The following is an 18977-nucleotide window of genomic DNA, read 5'->3' on the forward strand; positions in this document are numbered from 1 at the left end:
GTCAGCTCGCGTACTGGAGGACCCAGTCGCGGACCCGGCGGTTGAAGTCGAGCCGGTGCGACGGTCGTCCGTTGAGGATGAACCCGTGGGTGGCCCCGGGGTAGAGCACGAGCTGGGTCGGGACGCCGAGCTCGCGCAGCGCCGTGTGCCATTGCTGCGCCTGGCCGAGCGGGGAGCGCACGTCGTGCTCGCCGTGCAGCACCAGCGTCGGCGTGTGGACGTGCTCGACGCGCGTCAGCGGCGACTGCTCCTGGTAGCGCGTGCGGTCCTCCCACGGGCGCCCGCCGAACTCCTCGCTCAGACCGCGGCGGTTGTCGGCCGTGCCGGCGGTGCTCGTCACGTCGCTGATCGTGCCGCCGGCGACGGCTGCGGCGAAGCGCTGGTCGCGGCTGGTGAGGAAGCAGGCCATGTAGCCGCCGTAGCTGTAGCCGGTGACGGCCAGTCGCTCGGGGTCGGCGACGTCCTCGGCGACGAGCTGGTCGAGCGGCTCGAGGAAGTCGTTCGCGTCCTCGACGCCCCAGCCGCCGATCGCGCCGGTGTAGAAGTCCTCGCCGTAGCCGTCGCTGCCGCGCGGGTTGAGCACCAGGACGGTCCAGCCCCGGGCCACCAGCTCCTGGTGGTAGAGGTGGACCTCGTCGAGCCGGCCGTTCCAGGAGTTGTGCGGTCCGCCGTGGACGTCGAGCAGCAGCGGGCTCGGGCCGGCGGTCGCGGGGTCCCGCATCAGCCAGCCCTCGACGGCGGTGCCGTCGCTGATGCGGAAGCTGCGCGGCTCGCGTGCGTAGGGGACGACGTCGCCGAGCGCGGCCCGGTGGTCGGTGTGGACCGACTCGACGCCGCTCGCCAGCTCGACGGTCGCGATCTCGCCGAGCGAGTCGCCGGTCGAGAGCACGAAGGCGGCGCGGCCGGCGGCGACCGACAGGCCGTTGACGCAGCGGCCGGTGCCGCCGACGACGGTCGTCGGCGTCCCGTTCGCCGCCGTGACCGCGAAGAGGTGCGTGTCGCCGCGGTCGGTCGCGCAGAAGAGGACGGTCGCGCCGTCGCCGGCCGTGCGCGGATGGGCGCCGGGATAGCCCGGCGTGCCGAACATGACGTTGCGGTCGAGCGGCGCCGAGAGGTTGCGGGCGACGCCGTCGGCGATCGCGACGCGCAGCAGCGAGTAGTGCTGGTTGGGCGGCCCCTCGGTGCCGACGAGCAGCAGCGCGGCGCCGTCTTCGCTCCACGTCAGGGGCCCGCTCCAGCCGTCGGCGGAGGAGATCTCCCGGAGCGGCGGGAATCGGCCGTCGGCGTTCGTGGCGACGACCTCGACCGTGCAGGCGACGCGGCGGCGGGTGAGGTCGGCGTCGGGAGCGGTCGCGGCCGGGAACGCGAGCTGCCGTCCGTCGGGCGACCAGGCCGGAGCGCCGGCGTCCCAGTCGCCGTCGGTGAGGCGTCGGCAGACGCCGGAGGCGACGTCGACGACGTGCACGTGCGTCCGGACCGCGCGCCGCAGGCCTTGGCCCTCGGCGAAGTAGTCGAGCCGGTCGGCGACGATCGGCGCCTGGGCGCGTCGCTCGCGCGCGGCGTCGTCCTCGCCCGCGACGGCGGCCAGGTCGACCGGTGCGCTGAACGCGATCGTGGTGCCGTCCGGGCTCCACGCCGGCGTGCCGGCGCCGAGCGTCAGCGTCGTCAGCGGCGTCGGGGCGCCGTCGTCGCCGAGCAGGCACAGCTGCGCCGGGCCCTCGTCGGCGCGCAGGAACGCGAGCCGCGAGCCGTCGGGCGAGAACGCGGGGGCGGAGTCGGCCGGCCCGTCCGTCAGCGGCGCGGGCTCGCCTTCGTCGACGCCGGCCTGCCACAGGCACCGCACGTCGCAGTCGCGGTCGAGGTCGGTCGTCCGCAGCACGTACGCGATCCGCGTTCCGTCCGGCGACAGCGCCGGCTGCTCGGGCACCGCGACCGCGGTGAGGTCCTCGATCGTCAAGCGGCGCGGCATCGAATCTCCTCTGTGCACGACATACGACCGATGGTGCCAGCGCGGCTGCGGCCGAAGTTCGTCCGTGCGGACGAGTCGCGACGGCCGCCGCTGGTCGGTGCCACCACCGGGCCCGCTGGCTCAGCCTGGATCGGAGAGCACGCGCAGATGCAGCATCACGGACAGTCGCGTGTCGGCGTCGCCGAGGTCGAGTTGGCCGACCTCGACCACGCGCCGCAGCCGGTAGCGGAAGGTGTTGGGGTGGACCCACATCGCCTGCGACGCCTCGATCACGTTGCCGAAGGCGTTCAGCCAGGCCTGCAGCGTCTCGAGCAGGTTGGTGCGGTGCTTCGCGTCGTACTCGGCCAGCCGCGCGACCGGTCCGCCGACGGTCGTCCCGCGCACGGTCATCATGTCGCCGAACTCGAGCAGCAGCGCGTCGAAGTCGACGTCGCCGATGCACGCGACATGTCGCTCGCTGCGCTTGGAGCGCACCACCCGCAGCGCACGGTCGGCGCCCTCGCGCGAGTGCGCCAGCGCGTCGGCGTCCTCGGCGACCGTGCCGATGCCGATCGCCGCACGGCCCTGTTTGCTGGTGCGCTCGAGGAACTCGTTGGCGAGCCGTGCGGCGCTGCGCTCCGCGTCGGCGGGCGTGCCACCGGCGGGCACGATCCCGTAGGCGACGTCGCCGACGAGCGCGGTCGTCGAGCCCGGCGCGGCGACCGTCAGGTGCATGGCGAGCGCGTCGGCGATGCGGCCGCGGCGGGCGACCTGCTCGGCGTGCGAGGCGGTCGCAGGCGTCGTCCGCTCGTCGAGCGACAGGGCCAGCACGATCACCGGCTGCTGATGCGAGATCCCGAGCCGTCTCGCGGCCTCCGCCGCGCCCGAGCCGCCTTCCAGCGCGGTCGCGACGAGGTCGGCGCGCAGCCGGCGCTCGACGTCGGCGCCGGCGCGCTCGCGCAGCAGGTGCAGGGCGACCAGCGCGCCGATGTCGCGGAAGGTCGTGGTGCGCTCAGCCGACAGCGGCGTGCTGACGGCGGCCCAGATCGTGCCGAGGATCTCGTCGCCGGCACGGACGGCGAGCGCCACCCGCGGCATCGTGAAGCCCTCCAGGCCGTCGGCCGGCGGCTCGACGAACAACGGCTCGCGGGTGCGGTAGAGCTCGCGGAAGATGCCGCGCTGCTCCAGCTCGCGCGTCCGTGCGACCGACACCTCGCGGTTGATGATCGTGCCGATGCGGGAGGGGTCGGCCTCGTCCTGGCGGCCGGAGAAGGCCAGCACGCGCGAGCGCCGGTCCTCGATCGTGACGGGCGCGTCGAGCAGCTCGGCGACGGCGTTGGCGAGCGCGAACAGATCGCCGGAGACGACGCCGCCGAGCGTCTCCTGGCCGCTGCTGCCGAAGTCGTCGTGGGCGAGCACCGAGCGCAGCAGCGCGGCCAGCTGCATCCACGAGGTGCCCTGGGCGAGCCCGAGGACCGTGACGCCGCTGTCGCGCGCGGCGGCGGCGATCGCGGGCGTCACCTCCAGCGGCGCGCGCAGCACGAGCCCGGCGCAGTCGCGCGAGCGCAGCGCGCCGAGCAGCGCGACCACCTGGTCGTGCTCGTGGACGCCGACGCCGAGCACGAGCGCGCGCCCGGACCAGGCCGGCTCGTCGGCGGGGTCGTGGATGACGATCCCCTCGATCTCGCCGGGGGCGTCGGCGTCCCCGCAGAGGACGTCGAGCAGCGTGCTGCCGAGGTCTTCGAGGACCCGCTCGATGCTTGCGCGCGGATGCTCAGTAGCGGACGAGAGCACGTGGCGACGGTACTCGACGGGCCGAGGTGCCGGTTGGTGGCGCAGGACGACAGCTAGAGCACCGATTCGTCCGTATGTACGAACTGCCGCCCCGGCGCGCTCAGCCTGGATCAGGCCGCGAGCCACTCCGTCGAGGCGGTGACGTCGTGCAGCCGGTCCGCCAACGGCTCGACGCCGAGCCCGGGGCCGGTCGGCACCGGCAGGTGGCCGTCGCGCTCGAGCACGAACGGCTCGGTGATGTCGTTCGCGTAGAAGCGGTCCGAGCCCGACGTATCGCCGGGCAGCACGAAGCCGGGCAGCGACGCCAGCGCGACGTTCGCCGCGCGGCCGAGGCCGGTCTCGACCATCCCGCCGCACCAGACCGGGATGCCGTGGGCGACGCAGACGTCGTGGACCCGGCGGGCCTCGAGGTAGCCGCCGACCCGGCCGGCCTTGATGTTGACGATCCGGCAGGCGCCGAGGCGGATCGCGTCGGCGGCGGAGCGCGCGGAGACGATCGACTCGTCGAGGCAGATCGGCGTGCGCACGAGCTTCGCCAGGTCGGCGTGACCGAGCAGGTCGTCCTCGGGCAGCGGCTGCTCGATCAGCACGAGGTCGAAGTCGTCGAGCCGGGCGAGCTGGCGCGCGTCCGCGAGCGTGTAGGCGGCGTTCGCGTCGACCTGCAGCAGCACGTCGTCGCCGAAGCGCTCGCGCACCGCGCGCACCGGCTCGACGTCCCAGCCCGGCTCGATCTTGAGCTTGATGCGCACGTAGCCGGCGTCGACGTAGCCGGCGACCTGCTCCAGCAGCACGTCGATCGAGTCCATGATCCCGACGGACACGCCGCAGGCGACCCGCTCGCGGACCCCGCCGAGCTCCGCGGCGAGACCGACGCCGCGGGCGCGCAGCTCGGCGTCGAGCACGCCCATCTCGAGCGCCGCCTTCGCCATCCGGTGGCCGTGGAACTGCGCCAGCACCGGCGCGACCGTGTTGGCGCGCAGCTCTCCGGCGGCCGCCAGGGCGGGCACGAAGAAGCGCCGCAGCGTGTCGGCTGCGGCGTCGGTGTACTCGGAGGAGTACAGCGGGTGCTGTCCGGTCACGCACTCGCCCCACCCCTCGCCCTCCGAGGTCACGACGCGCAGCAGCAGCGCGTCCTTCGTCGTCTGCGTTCCGAACGAGGTCCGGAAGGGAAACACCAGCGGCATCTCGATCCGCCGCAGTTCGACACCTTCGAGCTTCACGCCGTTCTCGCTCACGCGATCTCCTTCGTCGCGCCGGGCGGGATGCCCGACTGCCGTCGATTGAACTCGCTGGCGGTGCGCGCCAGGTCGTCGTCCGCGACCAAATCCGCGGCGCCGGACTGTCGCTTGGAACCTGTTTCGGAATCAGTGGTTGTCTGGGGTGGTCGATGACCGAGCAGGGTGCCGCGCGATACCCGAGAGTCAGACAGGTGGTCTGACTGAGAGAGCCAGATCCCGCCCACCCCGATCCTGCGATGCGTCAGCGGCCGCCCCAGACGGCCGATCATTTTGAGATGGGTTCTTAGCGCAAGGCGATGCCGGCGTAGGTCGGCGGCTGCGTCCGCAGGTCGAGCGCCTCGCCCGTGCTCGACAGGTACAGGTCGGGCGCGATCGGCGTCAGCCGCAGCGCGACCGTCGGCGCGGTCGCCTCCTCGCCGGGCGCAAGCGGGCCGATCGTCGGGGAGCTGCCGTCCTGCGCCAGGCGCCAGCGCGCGGTCGCGATGCCCCACGAGTCGACGACGTAGGTGCCGGCGTGCGCCGGGTCCAGCCGCGACGGCGGCGTCGTGCGCGCATCGTTGCGATAGCGGGCGGTGCCGTCGCGCAGCGCGACCATGTAGGCGATCGTGCCGTCGCGGCCGGGGGCGAAGCGGTGGCGCTCGCGCTCCGGGCCGTCGAGCTCGATCGTGCGCGGGGCGATCAGCCGGGCACGGCGGGTCATCCCGGCGGTGCGCACGAGCAGCTGGTCGTGCTCGATCGTCACCTCGACGGGCGCGTCGAGACGGCCGACGTACTGCCCGGTCAGCTCGTGCGCGTCCGCGATCGGGGGGCTCGGCGGCGGCTCCGTCGGTGCGGCCGCCGGCGCCGGGCGGCCGCGCGTCGACTCGTCGGCGACCTGCGCGACGATCCGGCGGGTCAGCTCGTTCTGGAGATCGTGGTCGAACGAGTTGGTCAGGACGACGACGCCGATCTCCTGCTGCGGCATCCAGCAGAGCTGCGCCTGGAAGCCGAAGCCCGAGCCGCCGTGGTGGAGCACCGGCACCCCGGGCGGCCACTCGTCGAGGTAGAGCCCGAGCGCGTAGCCGAGTCGCTGGTCCGGCGAGACGGGGAACGGCAGCCGCCGCTGCTCGGCGATCAGCTCCGGTGCGAGCAGCGGCGCGCCGTGGCGCAGCTGCAGCTCGACGAACCGCAGCGCATCGTCGACGCACGTGTAGAGGCCGCCGGCCGCGACCATCGGCACCGCGACCGGCAGCGCTCTGCCGGCCGCCGTGAACGGTCGCCAGTGACCGATCGCGCGGTCGGGATCGGCTGCGATCTCCGCCCCGTCGAAGGTCGACCGCGTCATCCCCAGCGGCAGCAGCAGCTCGCGCTCGATCCAATCGGCGAAGGGCGCCCCGCCGAGGCGCTGCAGGATCCAGCCGGCGAGGTCGATCCCGAGGTTGGAGTACTCGTGGTGGTGCCCGACCGGGAAGCGCAGCCAGGTGCGCGCGATGCTGGCGCAGTGGGCGTCGAAGTCGCCGCTGCCGAGGTCGTAGTTGGAGCCGTCTGGCGCCTCGTGGGTGAACCCGGCGGTGTGGCTGAGCAGGTGTCGCAGCGTGATCAGTCCGCAGGGGTCGGCGTCGAAGACGCTGTTGACCGCGAACTCGGGCAGGTACGTGGAGATCGGCTCGTCGAGGTCGACGAGCCCACGCGCGACGGCGACCATCGCCGCGGTCGCCGTGACCAGCTTGGAGGTCGACTGGACGCTGAAGCGCGTCGCCGTCGTGATCGGCACGTCGCCGCCCCGGACCGTCGTGCCGAAGCCGCGCGACCAGCGCGTCCCGCCCGCGTCGCAGATGCCGATCGCGAGCCCGGGCACGTCGCCTGCGGCCATCGCCACCGGGATCTCCGCCTCCAGCGTCTGGACCAGCTGCTCGATCGTCGTCGTCACGCGGCCCAGCGTAACCGCGGGTCACGCGGTGTTTCGGTCGGTCGCGATGAACTCGCGGGTCGCGCTTCGGCCTGCCCGACCAACCGCGCGGCGGGTGGGGCGCGCAAGATCACGTGACGTGACCGACGCATCGCCAGCGCACGAGATCGACCCCGCCTTCGAGGCGCTGCCGGCGCGCGCGCTCGCCGAGGCGGCGCTGCGCCGCGCGCGACAGCTCGGCGCCGCGCACGCCGACTTCCGGCTGCAGCGCGTCCGTACGGCCACGGTCCAGCTCCGCGACGCTCGTCTCGACGGCGCCCGCGAGAGCGACGAGATCGGCCTCGCGGTGCGGGTGCTGCACGAGGGCGCCTGGGGCTTCGCCTCCGGCGTCGTCCGCCGCCGCGACGCCGCCGTCGCGCTGGCCGAGCGGGCGGTCGCGGTGGCGCGGCTGGGACGCGCGCTGGCCGGCGCGCCGGTCGCGCTGGCGCCGGAGCCGACCCATGCCGATGCGGTCTGGGTGGCACCGTACGAGATCGACCCCTTCTCCGTGCCGGTCGCCGAGCGGGCCGGGCGCCTCGCCGAGCTGTCGGCGCGGCTGCTGGCCGCCGACGGCGTCGACCACGTCGACGCGTCGCTCGTGCAGGTGATGGAGAACACCTTCTACGCCGACAGCGCCGGCACGACGACGACGCAGCAACAGGTACGCCTGTTCCCGGAGCTGACCGCGATCAGCGTCGACCGCGTCGCCGGCGGGTTCGCTTCGCAGCGGACGCTCGCGCCGCCGACCGCGCGCGGCTGGGAGTACCTGATCGGCAGCGGCTGGGACTGGGACGCGGAGGTCGCCGCGCTGCCGGCGCTGCTGCTCGAGCACGCCGCCGCGCCGAGCGTGCGTCCCGGTCGCTACGACCTCGTGATCGAGCCGACCAACCTGTGGCTGACGATCCACGAGTCGGTCGCGCACGCGACGGAGCTCGACCGGGTGCTCGGCCACGAGGCCGCGTTCGCCGGCACGAGCTTCGCGACCGTCGACGGGCTCGGCACGCTCAGATACGGCAGCACGGCGATGAACGTGACCGGCGACCGGACCGCGCCGCACGGCCTCGCGACCGTCGGCTACGACGACGAGGGCGTCGCGGCGCAGCGGTTCGACATCGTCCGCGACGGGATCCACGTCGGCTACCAGCTCAACCGTGAGATGGCCGTAGCCCAGGGGCTCGGTCGCTCCAACGGCTGCGCCTACGCGGACTCCTATCGCAGCGCGCCGCTGCAGCGGATGCCGAACGTGTCGCTCGCGGCGGCGGCGGGCGGACCCTCCAGCGACGAGCTGATCGCCCGCGTCGACCGCGGGCTCCAGGTCGTCGGCCACGGCTCGTGGTCGATCGACATGCAACGGCTCAACTTCCAGTTCACCGGCCAGCGCTTCCACCTGATCGAGGACGGGCGCGTCGTCGGCCAGGTGCGCGACGTCGCCTACCAGGCGACGACGACCGACTTCTGGGGCGCGCTGGAGGCCGTCGGCGGCCCGCAGACCTATCTCCAGTGCGGCACCTTCGGCTGCGGCAAGGGCCAGCCCGGCCAGAGCGCGCCGGTCTCGCACGGGTCGCCGTCGGCACTGTTCCGCGAGGTCGACGTGCTCAACACGAGGAGCGGCGCATGATCGCGGCGCAGGAGCTGGCCGAGGCGGCGCTCGCCGCCTCGGCCGCCGACGGCTGCGTCGTCGTCGTCGAGGAGCACAGCGAGGCCAACCTGCGATGGGCGGCGAACGCGATCACCACCAGCGGCCACGCGACCAGTCGCACGCTGACCGTCATCTCGCTGCACGAGCGCGCGGCGGGACGCGGCGTCGGGATCGCGTCGCGCTCGGCCACCAGCGTCGAGGAGGCGGGCGCGCTCGCGCGTGCCGCCGACGCCGCCGCGCGCGCGAGCACGCCCGTCGAGCCGGTCAGCCCGCTGGTCGCGCCCTACCCGGTCGCCGACGACTGGTCGGCGACCGCGCGGACGACGGGGCCGGAGGCGCTCGCAGCGATCGTGGCCGAGCTGGCGACGGCCTTCGGCACCTGGAGGGCTGCCGACCGCCAGCTGTTCGGCTACGCCGAGCACCGCATGACGTCGACGTTCCTCGCCAGCTCGACCGGGCTGCGCCGCCGCTTCGACCAGCCCGACGGTCGCTTCGAACTGACCGGCAAGGCGGACGGGATGCGGCGCTCGGCGTGGCACGGCGTGCATGCTCCGGCGCCGGAGGAGGTCGACGTCCGTGCCGGCCTGGAGGCGCTCGACCGCGACCTCGGCTGGGCGACGCGTGAATTCGAGCTGCCGCCGGGGCGGTACGAGACGCTGCTGCCGCCCGCGGCGGTCGCCGACCTGATGGTCTTCGCCTACGGACGGATCGGCGCGCGGGACGCCCACGACGGGCGCAGCGTCTTCGCCGCTGCGGGCGGCGGCGACCGGATCGGCGAGCGGCTCTCGCCGTTGCCGCTGACGCTCCGCTCCGATCCGCGAGAGCCGGGCTTGGAGTGCCTGCCGTTCGACGTCGTCACGACGGGCGAGTCGGCGCTCGGCTCCGTGTTCGACAACGGCCAGCCCGTCGCGCGCGCCGACTGGATCGCGGACGGACGGCTCGAGCAGCTCGTGCGCCCGCGCAGCTGGGCGGGCGCCCACGGCGCGCGGGCGCGTCCGCACGTCGGCAACCTGATCCTCGACGGTGGGGGGACGGCGTCGCTGGAGGAGATGATCGCTACCACCGAGCGCGGATTGCTGCTGACGAGCCTCTGGTACATCCGCGAGGTCGCCGCGCAGACGCTCCTGCTGACCGGCCTCACGCGTGACGGCGTCTACCTGGTCGAGGACGGGCAGGTCGTCGGGGCCGTCAACAACTTCCGCTTCAACGAGTCGCCGATCGACCTGCTCGGACGCGTGACCGAGGCGGGCCGCAGCGAGCCGGCGCTGGCGCGCGAGCGCGCCGACGCCTTCCGCCGCACGGCGATGCCGCCGCTGCGGATCGCCGACTTCAACATGTCGACGGTCAGCTCGGCGCGCTGACGCCGACGATCGCGTCGTACCGTTCGGGGTCCGTGACCCCCTCGGTGGCGAACAGCAGGATCGAGGCGTCCGCGCGGCGCCCGAGCAGTGCAGCGCCGGCATCGTCGGCGAGGAGCAGCTCGGCACCCGCCAGCGCGGCCGCGCCGCTCTCACCCGAGGGGACGCCGGCGGCGTCGAGCGCGCGCATCGCGTCGGCGGCCTCCGGGTCGGAGACGGCGACCGCGACGCGCACGCCGGCGCGCAGCAGCGGCCAGGCGATTCGCGACACCTCACCGCAGTTCAGGCCGGCCATGATCGAGTCGTGTGGCCCCGGGACCGCAACCGGCGCGCCCTGCTCGAGCGAGCGCCGCACGCAGTCGGCCACTGTCGGTTCGACGGTCACGACCGCGCAGCCGCGCGGAACCAGGTTGGACACGGCGCTGGAGGCGAAGGCACCGACGCCGGCCGGCGCGAAGGCGACGTCGAAGCCGCCGCCGCCTGCCGCGGCGAGCTGGTCGAAGGCCTCGCGGAAGATCGTCCGGTAGCCGGCCGCGACGGTCGCCGGGATCGTCTCGTAGCCGGGCCACGAGGTGTCGGAGACGAGCACCTGCGCCGCGTCGGTGAAGGCCTCGGCCGCGACGCGCGCGACGGTGTGGTCGTAGCTGCCGTCGACGACCTGCACCGCGGCGCCCTCAGAGGCGATCGCGGCGATTCGCGCGCGGGCCATGTCGGCGGGCACCGAGATGCGGCAGGCGACGCCCAGCAGCCGCGCCATGTGCGCGACCGCCCGACCGTGGTTGCCGTCGGTGGCGGTCGTCAGCACCATCTCGGCCGACAGCGTCGTCGCGATCTCGCGGAGCGCGCCGAACGTCCGTGGGACCGGCACACCGGCACACTCGGCGAGCGCACAGTTGACCGCCCAGCTGGCGCCGACGACCTTGAACGACGGCAGTCCGAGCCGCTCGCGTTCGTGCTTGACCCACACCTGGCCGACGCCCAGCCGAGCGGCCAGCTCCGGCATCTCGACCAGCGGCGTCGAGGTGAATCCGGGCAGCGATGCATGGAACGTCTCGATCGCACCGCTGTCCTCGACGACGCAGATGTCGGCCGGCGACCAGTTCGGGTTTGGCGTGACACGGTCGGAGATGGAGGCGGATCGAGTCATCGCGCCAGTCTCGCCCGGAGCGGTCGCACGTAGTTGGGATCGGGCGCTGAGCCCGGCCCCGACCGCTCGTCGCAGCGCACGAACGTCCTGCGGCGCGACGCGGACCGGGCCGATGACCGGATCCTGCTCGGCCGCTCGACGGTGCGGCTCCCGACGTTCCCGGTCAGCCGCTCGACAGCCCCCGCCGCAACCCCTCGACCACTACGAACCCACGATCAGCGCGCGGACCCCGGCACGCAGGTGCGGTACCTGCGCGTCGCGGTGTACGTCTTCCCGCTCTTCGCCTTCAGCGTGATCCGCAGCGTGAACGTGCCCCGCTTCCGGCCGCGCAAGTCGACGCGCGCGACGTACTCGCCGCCGGACCTCTTCACCTTCAGCGCCCTGCCGTTGAGCGTGATCGTCGTCCGGGTGATCTTGATGCCGCGCGGCGCCCGGGCGTGGACGTTGAACAGGCGCCGTGAGGTGCAGACGTGCGGAGGCGGCACCCGCCTCCCGGCCGGGGCGGTGACCACCGGCGTCTCGTCGGGCCGGGTGATCACCGGGGTGATGACGACCTTGCGCGTGCTCGTCACCGTGCAGGTCGCGTCGCTCTTGACCGCGGTCAGCGCCAAGGTCGTCGCGCTCTTGGCGCCGGAGCCACAGTCGATCGTCGTGTCGTAGTCGGCCAGCGACGCGCCTGAGACGCCGACGGTCGTGTCCGCGCCGTAGGCGATCGTCGTGGCTCCCTGCTCGCCGTCGCCCGCCGCGGACTTCACGACGGTCGCCCCGACCTTCAGGTCGAAGCGGCCGCCGTCCGAGACCTTGCTCACGACGGTGACCTCCGGGCGCCGCGTCTTGGTCACCGTGCAGGCGGTGTCGGCCGTGACGTCGGTCAGCGGGAGGGTGGTCGCCGAGACCGGGCCGGCGCCGCAGTCGATCGTCGTGTCGTACCGGCCCGGGTTCGTGCCGGGGTCGACCACGGAGACGACCGGATCGTCCTGGTACGCAACGCGCGTGGGCGCGGTCACCGTCGTCCCGTCGAGCTGCAGCTCGAAGCGGCCCGGATCGCTCGCGGGCACCACCGTCTGCGTCAGCGTGATCCGCGGACGGTAGGCGCTCGTCAGCGCGCAGTTGACCTGCTCCCCGGCCGCGAGCGGGACCTGCCAGGCCGAGCCGGCGGGCGTCGCGGTGACGTCCGTTCCCGCGCCGTCCTGCTGACGGCAGCGGATCGTCGTGTCGTAGGCCGCCGGGTCGGTGCTGCTGTCGTGGGCGGTCTGGGAGACCGCGAAGGTGGCGGGATTCCGGCTCTGCAGCGGAGACGTGGTGCCGTCGCCGGCGTCGGCCTGCACCGTGGCGCCGTCGAGGCGGAGATCGAAGCGGCCCGGGGCGGTCGCGGGCAGCACGCGCTGCGTGAGGCTCGCCGTGGCCTGGACCTCGACCGCGCCGGCGTCGATCGCGCCGAGCATGACGCGCGGGAAGCCTGCGCCGCGCTGGTCGGTGGTCAGCAGGAACGGGTTGGCGCCGTTGGCGAAGGCCGGCCCCGATCCGCCCGGGAGCATGGTCTGCCGCGGGGAGCCGTTGTCGCGCAGCGGACCCAGCAGCGGGTCGTCGGCGCTGTTGCCCGTGGGCAGCAGGCACGCGCTCGGTGTCGGGACGACGTTGTTCGTGCCGGAGAACGCGCCGCGACACTGCGGCTCGCCGGCCGCCGTGTCGGAGAGGATCGAGCTGCTGACGGTCGCGGTCGCTGCGCCGAAGACGACGAGCGCACCCGCGCCGGGGTCGGCCTCGGTCGCCGCGGCCCCCGGCTTGGAGACCCCCGCCGCGCCCGCGGTGTTGGCCGCGATCGTCACGTTGTCGAGCGCCGCCGTACCGGCGAAGGCCATGATCACGCCGCCGCCCGCGCCCGCGCCGCCGCCGCCGGCATCGCCGGTCAGCCCGCCCGCGCCGTCGCCCCCGCCACCGCGGGAGACGTTGCCCGTCCCGCCGCCACCGCCGTAGGCGCCCTGACCGCCGCGCGAATCCACCTCGAGTACCGAGGCGCCGCCACCGCCACCGCCCGCTCCTCCTCCGCCACCGCCGGGGTAGGGCCCATCGGCCCCGCCGGCGCCCGCACCCGGGCCACCGCCGTTCCCCCCGGCGTTGGTGCTCGAGGTGGCGCCGTTGGCGCCACCGCCACCGCCGCCCCCGGCCGGGCCACCGTTCGAGCTGCCGCCGTTGCCGAGGAACCCGCTTCCGCCGAGGGCTCCGTTCTGTCCGCCTCCGCCGGCCCCGAAGCCGCCGGCCCCGCCGCCGCCGATGGTCCCGCTGCGGCCGAGCTTGCTGGTGCCGCCGGCGCCGGCGACGTTGCCGCTGAAGGTGCTCTGGCGGACGCGCAGCGTGCCGGTGCTGCCGACGACGCCGGCGCCGGCCCCGCCACCGCCTCCGCCGCCGCTGAGCGGGTTGTTGTCGCCGTTGGCGGCGTCGCCGCCGCCCCCGCCGACGTTGTCACTGAACGTGGTGTCGCTGATCGTCGCCAAGCCGGCGTTCGCGAGGACCGGGCCGCCGCCGCCTCCGCCGCCGCGGAGGGTCGTGGTGCCGCCCGCGCCGCCGTGGTTGGCGTCGAAGACGCTCTCGGCGACCTCGAGGTCGCCGCGGTTGGAGACGACGCTGCCGCCGCCGCCCGACCCCCGGGCGTTCGCGCCCTTGCCGGCCCGGTTGCCGTCGACGAGCACCTCGACGAGCTTGAGCGAGCCAGCGTTCTCGATCACGTTGCCGCCGGCGTTGCCGCCGATGTGCACGCTCGAATCGATGTCCGCCGCGTTCGGCGCGGAGACGTCGGCGATCCGCAGCCGGCTGATCGTCACGTCCGCGCCCGCGTTGACGCGCAGGATCATGGTGTCGCCCGTCAGCTTCGGGGCGCACGCGGTCCCGATGCCGCAGGCTCCGGACCCTTGGATCGTCACGTCGGTCGAGACGACCAGCGGCGAGAGCAGCGTGATCGAGCTGACCCCGGAGAAGACGATCGAGTCGCCGCTGGTGGCCGTCGCGAGCGCCGTACGCAGGCTCCCTGGACCGCTGTCGCTGCTGCTGGTGACCGTGACGGTGGCCGCCGACGCCGCGCCTGGCGCAGCGAGGGCCGCGATCACCGTGAGCAACCCGAGTACGTGCGCGCGCTGCATATCGCGGCGAAGCGTCGCAGATCCCCTTGCGAACCCAACCGCTCGCGCAGCATGAGTGGACGGCCGTTCGACCTCGATCGTGAGGGCGCCCGGCGGCGAGACCGTCTGGGGCAGCGAGGCGCTCTAGCTCGCGGCACGCGAGGTGGCGTGCCCGTCACCCGATCCGCCGAGCTGCCCGACGCGCCCGTGGGGAGGAAGGCCGGCAGGAGGGGCGGTCGTCCGGGATCGCCGTCGCTCCGCTGGAGCCGCCCCTACGCCGCGCGTTGTCCGTAGACCGTCCGCCACGCCCGCAGCACGGGCACCAGCCGCCGGGTCAGCGTGCCGCCCGTGGCGATCAGCTCGCGGGTACCGGGGGCGAGGCCGCTTGCGCGGGCGCTGTCGCGGGAGAGGAACAACGCGACCATCGAGCTGACCAGCACGGTATGCCGCTCGCCGTGGCGGAGCCGGCCGACCTCGCGTAGCGAGCGGTCGATCAGGTACCCGATCCGTTGGGTGGCGACGGTCGCGTCCGGGTAGCGGGCGATGGCGCTCCACTCTCCCGACGCGCTGTCCTCGGCCTGGTCGACGTAGCCGTCGAGCATCGTCGAGAGGGCGCCGACCCAGCGGTAGGCGCGGGCGGCGGCGCAGCGGTCCTCGTGCGTCGCGTCCGGGTCGGCGGCGAGCGCCAGCAGCACGATCACGGTCAGGGCCGAGGCGCTGCCCGCCGCCTTCTCGAACCACCACGGATCGGGCGCGTGGTCCCGCTCGGTCAGGTCACGGTCCCCCTCGCCCCGACCGCGTCCCGCTGATCCCAGGCCCGATTCCTCCTCCAGCCGCCGCAGCTGCGCGTCGCGCCGCACGGGATCCGGCTCGTGGACGAGCTCCAGCGCGCGTGCTCGACGCGCTTCGCGGACCAGCAGCTCGCGCGTCGGCCGGTATCCGGGGAGCGTGGCGCAGCCGTCGCGGGACGCCGTCACGAGATCCCGCAGGTACCCGCCGTCGTCGGTCCATGGATGGTCCGCGTAGTACGAGTCCGACGGGCGCGCGGCCAGATCGACCGCGTCGGAGAACGCCGGCATCAGGCTTCCCCCGCTGCGTCCGCGGGCGGCGACGCCGTGCTCGCTGGCCTGGTCCAGGAAGTCCGCGGCGACCTGGAAGCTGACCAGGAGCGACAGCAGCCGCGGGTCGCGGCGGGCGGGGAGGATCCAGAACAGCGCCGCCCCGTCGAGGTAGGAGCGCTTGCGCGCGAGGCTCTGGAGCGCGTTGGCGCGGACCTCCGGATGCGGGATCACGGCGGCGCGCTCGCGCCACGTCGCAACCTCGCGACGCACCAGGCGCAGGCCCCACCCGCACTCGCGGGCCGTGGCCCCGATCAGGGCACGGCCCTGGTTGGCCGACCACGGCGCCGGGTCGGCGATCGTGGGCCGAGCGGGAACCGTCGGATCGGTCAGGCCTCGGCCGGTGCCTCCACCACGACGCGAGAGCGCGAAGGTCCCCATCAGTCCCCCGTACGCAGCGACGGACGAACGCGGGCCACCAGGTAGCCGGGAACGGCCACGACCAGCAGCGCGGCGAGCGTGACCAGGGCAAAGCTCGTCGCGGCGAGCCCGAGCTGGACCGACCCGAGCACCGGGAACCCACTGATCGTCTCCAGACCGCGACTGAACAGCACCTGGCCGAGCAGCCCGAACGCCGCGCCTGTGAGGCAGCCGGTGACGAACAGCGCGCCGCTCTCGACGGCCAACGACTGCCACATGACGCCGGTCGTGTAGCCGTCGAGCTTCTGCCGGGCGACCGTCGGCCGGCGCTGCCAGAGCAGCGCGGCCATCGCGGAGGCCATCGCCAGCACCGCGGCGATCAGCGTCAACGACGCGATCTGCTGGAGCCGGGTCAGCCCGCCGGCGGCCGAGGTCCGCTGACGTTGGCTGTGCTCCGCCGCGGTCTCGACGCGCAGTGCCGACTGCGGACCCAGGGCGCGGGCGACGGCGGCGCGGCCCTGCTGAGGCGTCACGCCCGGGCCCAGCCCGACTTGGAAGGCCGCGATCTGACGGTCACCCCAGGCGCGGGCGAAGTCGGAGGAGCCCACGATGATCGCCCCGCCGGACCAGCCGAGGTTGGTGATGATCGCGGCGACGCGCAGCGTGACCGGTCGGGGCGCGGGCAGGGTGAACCGATCTCCGACTCCGACGCGCAGCTGATCGGCGACCGCCCGTGACACCACGGCCCAACCGCCCGCGCGCAGCAGCGCCGTGGCCTGCCGTGCGTCACCGGTGCGGACCTGCTCCGGAGGGACCGGACGCGGGGCCTCCGCCGGCGGAGCGAGTACCCAGATGCGGCGGTCGGCGACGTCCAGGTGCGCGCCGCGGTAGCGCGCGACGCTCGCCACCCCGGGGGCTGCGGCGATCGTGTCGGCCGCCGTCGGCGTGAACGGCGTGGTGATGAACAGGTCTCCGGCCCCCGGCGGAACGACCCACAGGTCCGTGACGTGGCTGACCTCCAACGTGACGCCGTCGAGGCCGCCCTGGAGGTTGGCGCGCGCGCCCTGGAGCGCGACCGCGCCGAACACGGCGATCGCCCCCGTCGTGGCGATCGCCAGCGAGCGAGCGCGCCACTCGCGGGCCCGCAGCTGGGGCAGCGCCAACTCGACGGCGACGATCGCGCGTCCCCGGCGCGCGCTGAGCCACGCGAGCGCCGCGACGACGCCGCGCAGCACGCTCGGCACCAACAGCACCAGGGCCAGACCGAGCGCGAGCAGTCCGACGATCGCGGCCTCCGGGGCGAGCACGGTGATCGCGACCGCGGCGGCGAGCCCGATGGCGCCAGCCGCGGGAGCGACGACGGTGAACCGTCCCCAGCGCGAGGTCTCCGGGCCGGCCGGCTGGCGGATCGGCGTCCGCGCGAAGATCACCGTCCGGAGCGGGACGAGCACCCCGGCTGCAGCGGCGAGCAGGCCGCCCCCCGCGGCGATCACGACGCTCGACCAGGTGACGATCCGTGCGTCGCCGAGCGGGAACGCTCCGCCGAGGAAGCTGACGTCGTCTCCGTAGCCGCCCCGCGAGAGCAGGTCCCCGAGGACGAGTCCAGCCGCGACGGCGACGACGCCCAGGGCGAGCGCGTCGAACAACAGGATGCGAATCACCTGCCCGGGCCGGTAGCCGTCCAGCCGCAGGTCGATGGCGAGCGCGCGGCGGCTGGCGACCGTCACGAGCATCGCGCAGAACGCGAACAGGAACCCGACCAGCGCGCTGACGACGCTGGAGATCGTCGTGGCCTGGCTGGTCGGCTGCGCGGCGACCGCGAACAGCTGCGACTCGTAGTCGGCGGGTCGCACGTCGAGCTGGTCCGCCGCCACCCGTTGCAAGCTCGCACGGACCGCATCGAGCTGCGTCGGATCCGCCTCGACGAGGATCCGCGAGACGCGCCCGCGCAGGCCCGCCATCCGCTGCAGGTAGGCGAGCGGCGTCACGGCGATCGAGGTCTGCTCGAGCGCTTCGAGCTCTTCGCGACCGATCACCGCGACGGGGACCGTCCGCGTGCGTCCACCGAGTTGCAGTCGGGCGTCGTCGCCGAACCGAATGCCGGTCGCGCGGGCGATCGGGGCCGGAAGCGCGAGGGTCTCCTGCTCGGCGGCCTCCTGGGCGGTGAACCCCTGGAGCAGCGATCCCCGCAGCTTGACCGTGCGCGGATCGGCGCCGAAGACCGTCACCGCTCGCGCGCCGTCGGGGCCGACCACGTTGGCCTGGACCTGCAGGACCGGCGCCGCGATCCGCACCCCGGGCAGAGCGGCGACCGTCTCGACGGTGCGCTCGGAGAAGCCGTCGCCACCCCGACCGACGAGCTGGAGCTGGCTGTTCCCGACCAGCCCACGGTTGAGCTCCTGGACCGGTCCGGAGAGACTGGTGCTCGCCACCTGGGACGCGAACAGCAGCGCGACCCCGGCGGCGATCCCGGCCACCGCCAGCAGCTCCTGCAGCCAGCGGTGGCGCAGCCGCACCCGGTAGAGGGCGAAGACGTTGGCGATCCACCGCAGACCCGGGGCCGGCAGCGGTCCTCGTTGATGTCGCCGCTTCACGGACGCACGGGGATCGTGGCCGTGGGCGGGGCGGCATCCAACAACACGCCGTCATGGAGCGTGTGGATGCGATCCGCGTACTCGATCGCGTGCGTGTCGTGCGTGACGAGCAGCGTCGCGATCCCGCGCTGCTTGGTGACCGACCGCAGCAGTTCGAGCACCTCGTGCTTGCGCTGGCTGTCGAGGCTGCCGGTCGGCTCGTCGGCGAGGATGACCCGAGGGTCGGTCGAGAGCGCACGCGCGATCATCACCCGCTGCCGCTCGCCCATCGACAGCTGGTCCGGTCGGTGCTTCAGGCGGTCGCCGAGCCCGAGCTGCTCCAGCACCGGCGCGACCCGACGGCGGGCCTCGCGCGCGCTCAGTCCGGTGCCGAACAGCTTCATCGCCGCGTTGTCGAGCGCGGTCGCGCCGCCGAGCAGGTCGATCGACTGACGGACGAAGCCCAGCTCGTACATCCGGTAGTCGGCGGCGGCGCGCTCGGACAGCGCGGAGATGTCGCGGCCGCCGACGAGGACGCTGCCGCGGTCGGGACGGAGCACGGCCGCCGCGAGCATCAGCAGCGTGGACTTCCCCGAGCCGCTCGGGCCGAACAGCGCGATCAGCTCGCCGCCCGCGACCCGCAGCGACACGTCGTCGACGGCGCGCACCGTCTCGGTGGCGGTGCGGTAGTGCTTGACCAGGCGATGCAGCTCGAGCATCGCCGGGTCGTGAGGGAGTACGTCGACCGGCACGCGGTGC

Annotated in this window: 12 protein-coding genes; 2 read left to right on the forward strand and 10 right to left on the reverse strand. The window is 74.1% G+C overall.

Features of this window, described 5'->3' with window-relative positions; genetic code table 11:
• Position 1 precedes the first annotated feature (1 nt).
• The 5 genes from ACVUH9_RS09440 to ACVUH9_RS09460 form a co-directional block, all read right to left on the reverse strand.
• Positions 2-1969 carry a S9 family peptidase gene (locus ACVUH9_RS09440; protein WP_475756232.1) on the reverse strand — a complete coding sequence of 656 codons (1968 nt, stop codon included), beginning with the start codon at positions 1967-1969 and terminating at the stop codon, positions 2-4.
• Between the two features lie 120 nt (positions 1970-2089).
• Positions 2090-3742: a PucR family transcriptional regulator gene (locus tag ACVUH9_RS09445; RefSeq protein ID WP_475756234.1), complete on the reverse strand. Its 1653-nt coding sequence runs from the start codon at positions 3740-3742 to the stop codon at positions 2090-2092.
• Between the two features lie 110 nt (positions 3743-3852).
• Positions 3853-4962 carry an o-succinylbenzoate synthase gene (gene menC / locus ACVUH9_RS09450; RefSeq protein WP_475756558.1) on the reverse strand — a complete coding sequence of 370 codons (1110 nt, stop codon included), beginning with the start codon at positions 4960-4962 and terminating at the stop codon, positions 3853-3855.
• 11 nt (positions 4963-4973) lie between these two features.
• Positions 4974-5249, reverse strand: a complete 276-nt coding sequence (locus ACVUH9_RS09455; RefSeq protein ID WP_475756236.1) for a hypothetical protein — start codon at positions 5247-5249, stop codon at positions 4974-4976.
• A gap of 14 nt (positions 5250-5263) precedes the next feature.
• Positions 5264-6889, reverse strand: coding sequence for a serine hydrolase domain-containing protein (locus ACVUH9_RS09460; RefSeq protein WP_475756238.1), 1626 nt, complete (start codon positions 6887-6889; stop codon positions 5264-5266).
• 118 nt (positions 6890-7007) lie between these two features.
• Here ACVUH9_RS09460 and ACVUH9_RS09465 point away from each other — a divergent pair, with 118 nt between their 5' ends.
• Both ACVUH9_RS09465 and ACVUH9_RS09470 read left to right on the forward strand, forming a co-directional pair.
• A complete protein-coding gene (locus ACVUH9_RS09465; protein WP_475756240.1) occupies positions 7008-8525 on the forward strand; it encodes a TldD/PmbA family protein in 1518 nt (505 codons plus the stop codon).
• Positions 8522-9907: a metallopeptidase TldD-related protein gene (locus tag ACVUH9_RS09470; protein WP_475756242.1), complete on the forward strand. Its 1386-nt coding sequence runs from the start codon at positions 8522-8524 to the stop codon at positions 9905-9907. Before ACVUH9_RS09465 ends, ACVUH9_RS09470 begins: the two co-directional genes overlap by 4 nt.
• On the opposite strand, the gene ACVUH9_RS09475 is transcribed toward ACVUH9_RS09470, so the two are convergent.
• The 5 genes from ACVUH9_RS09475 to ACVUH9_RS09495 all read right to left on the reverse strand — a co-directional run bounded on the left by ACVUH9_RS09475 (position 9891) and on the right by ACVUH9_RS09495 (position 18970).
• Entirely contained in the window at positions 9891-11051 is a 1161-nt protein-coding gene (locus ACVUH9_RS09475; protein WP_475756244.1) for a diaminopropionate ammonia-lyase, read from the reverse strand. The two genes, ACVUH9_RS09470 and ACVUH9_RS09475, sit on opposite strands and share 17 nt — an antisense overlap.
• Before the next feature lie 215 nt (positions 11052-11266).
• The gene (locus tag ACVUH9_RS09480) at positions 11267-14188 is read right to left on the reverse strand and encodes a choice-of-anchor Q domain-containing protein (protein WP_475756246.1); all 2922 of its coding nucleotides are present in this window, start codon (positions 14186-14188) and stop codon (positions 11267-11269) included.
• Between the two features lie 251 nt (positions 14189-14439).
• Positions 14440-15666, reverse strand: coding sequence for a DUF2600 family protein (locus ACVUH9_RS09485; RefSeq protein ID WP_475756248.1), 1227 nt, complete (start codon positions 15664-15666; stop codon positions 14440-14442).
• A complete protein-coding gene (locus ACVUH9_RS09490) occupies positions 15666-18239 on the reverse strand; it encodes an ABC transporter permease (RefSeq protein WP_475756250.1) in 2574 nt (857 codons plus the stop codon). Before ACVUH9_RS09490 ends, ACVUH9_RS09485 begins: the two co-directional genes overlap by 1 nt.
• Positions 18236-18970: an ABC transporter ATP-binding protein gene (locus tag ACVUH9_RS09495; RefSeq protein ID WP_475756252.1), complete on the reverse strand. Its 735-nt coding sequence runs from the start codon at positions 18968-18970 to the stop codon at positions 18236-18238. Before ACVUH9_RS09495 ends, ACVUH9_RS09490 begins: the two co-directional genes overlap by 4 nt.
• Positions 18971-18977 lie beyond the last annotated feature (7 nt).

This window comes from Patulibacter ginsengiterrae (assembly GCF_056269115.1).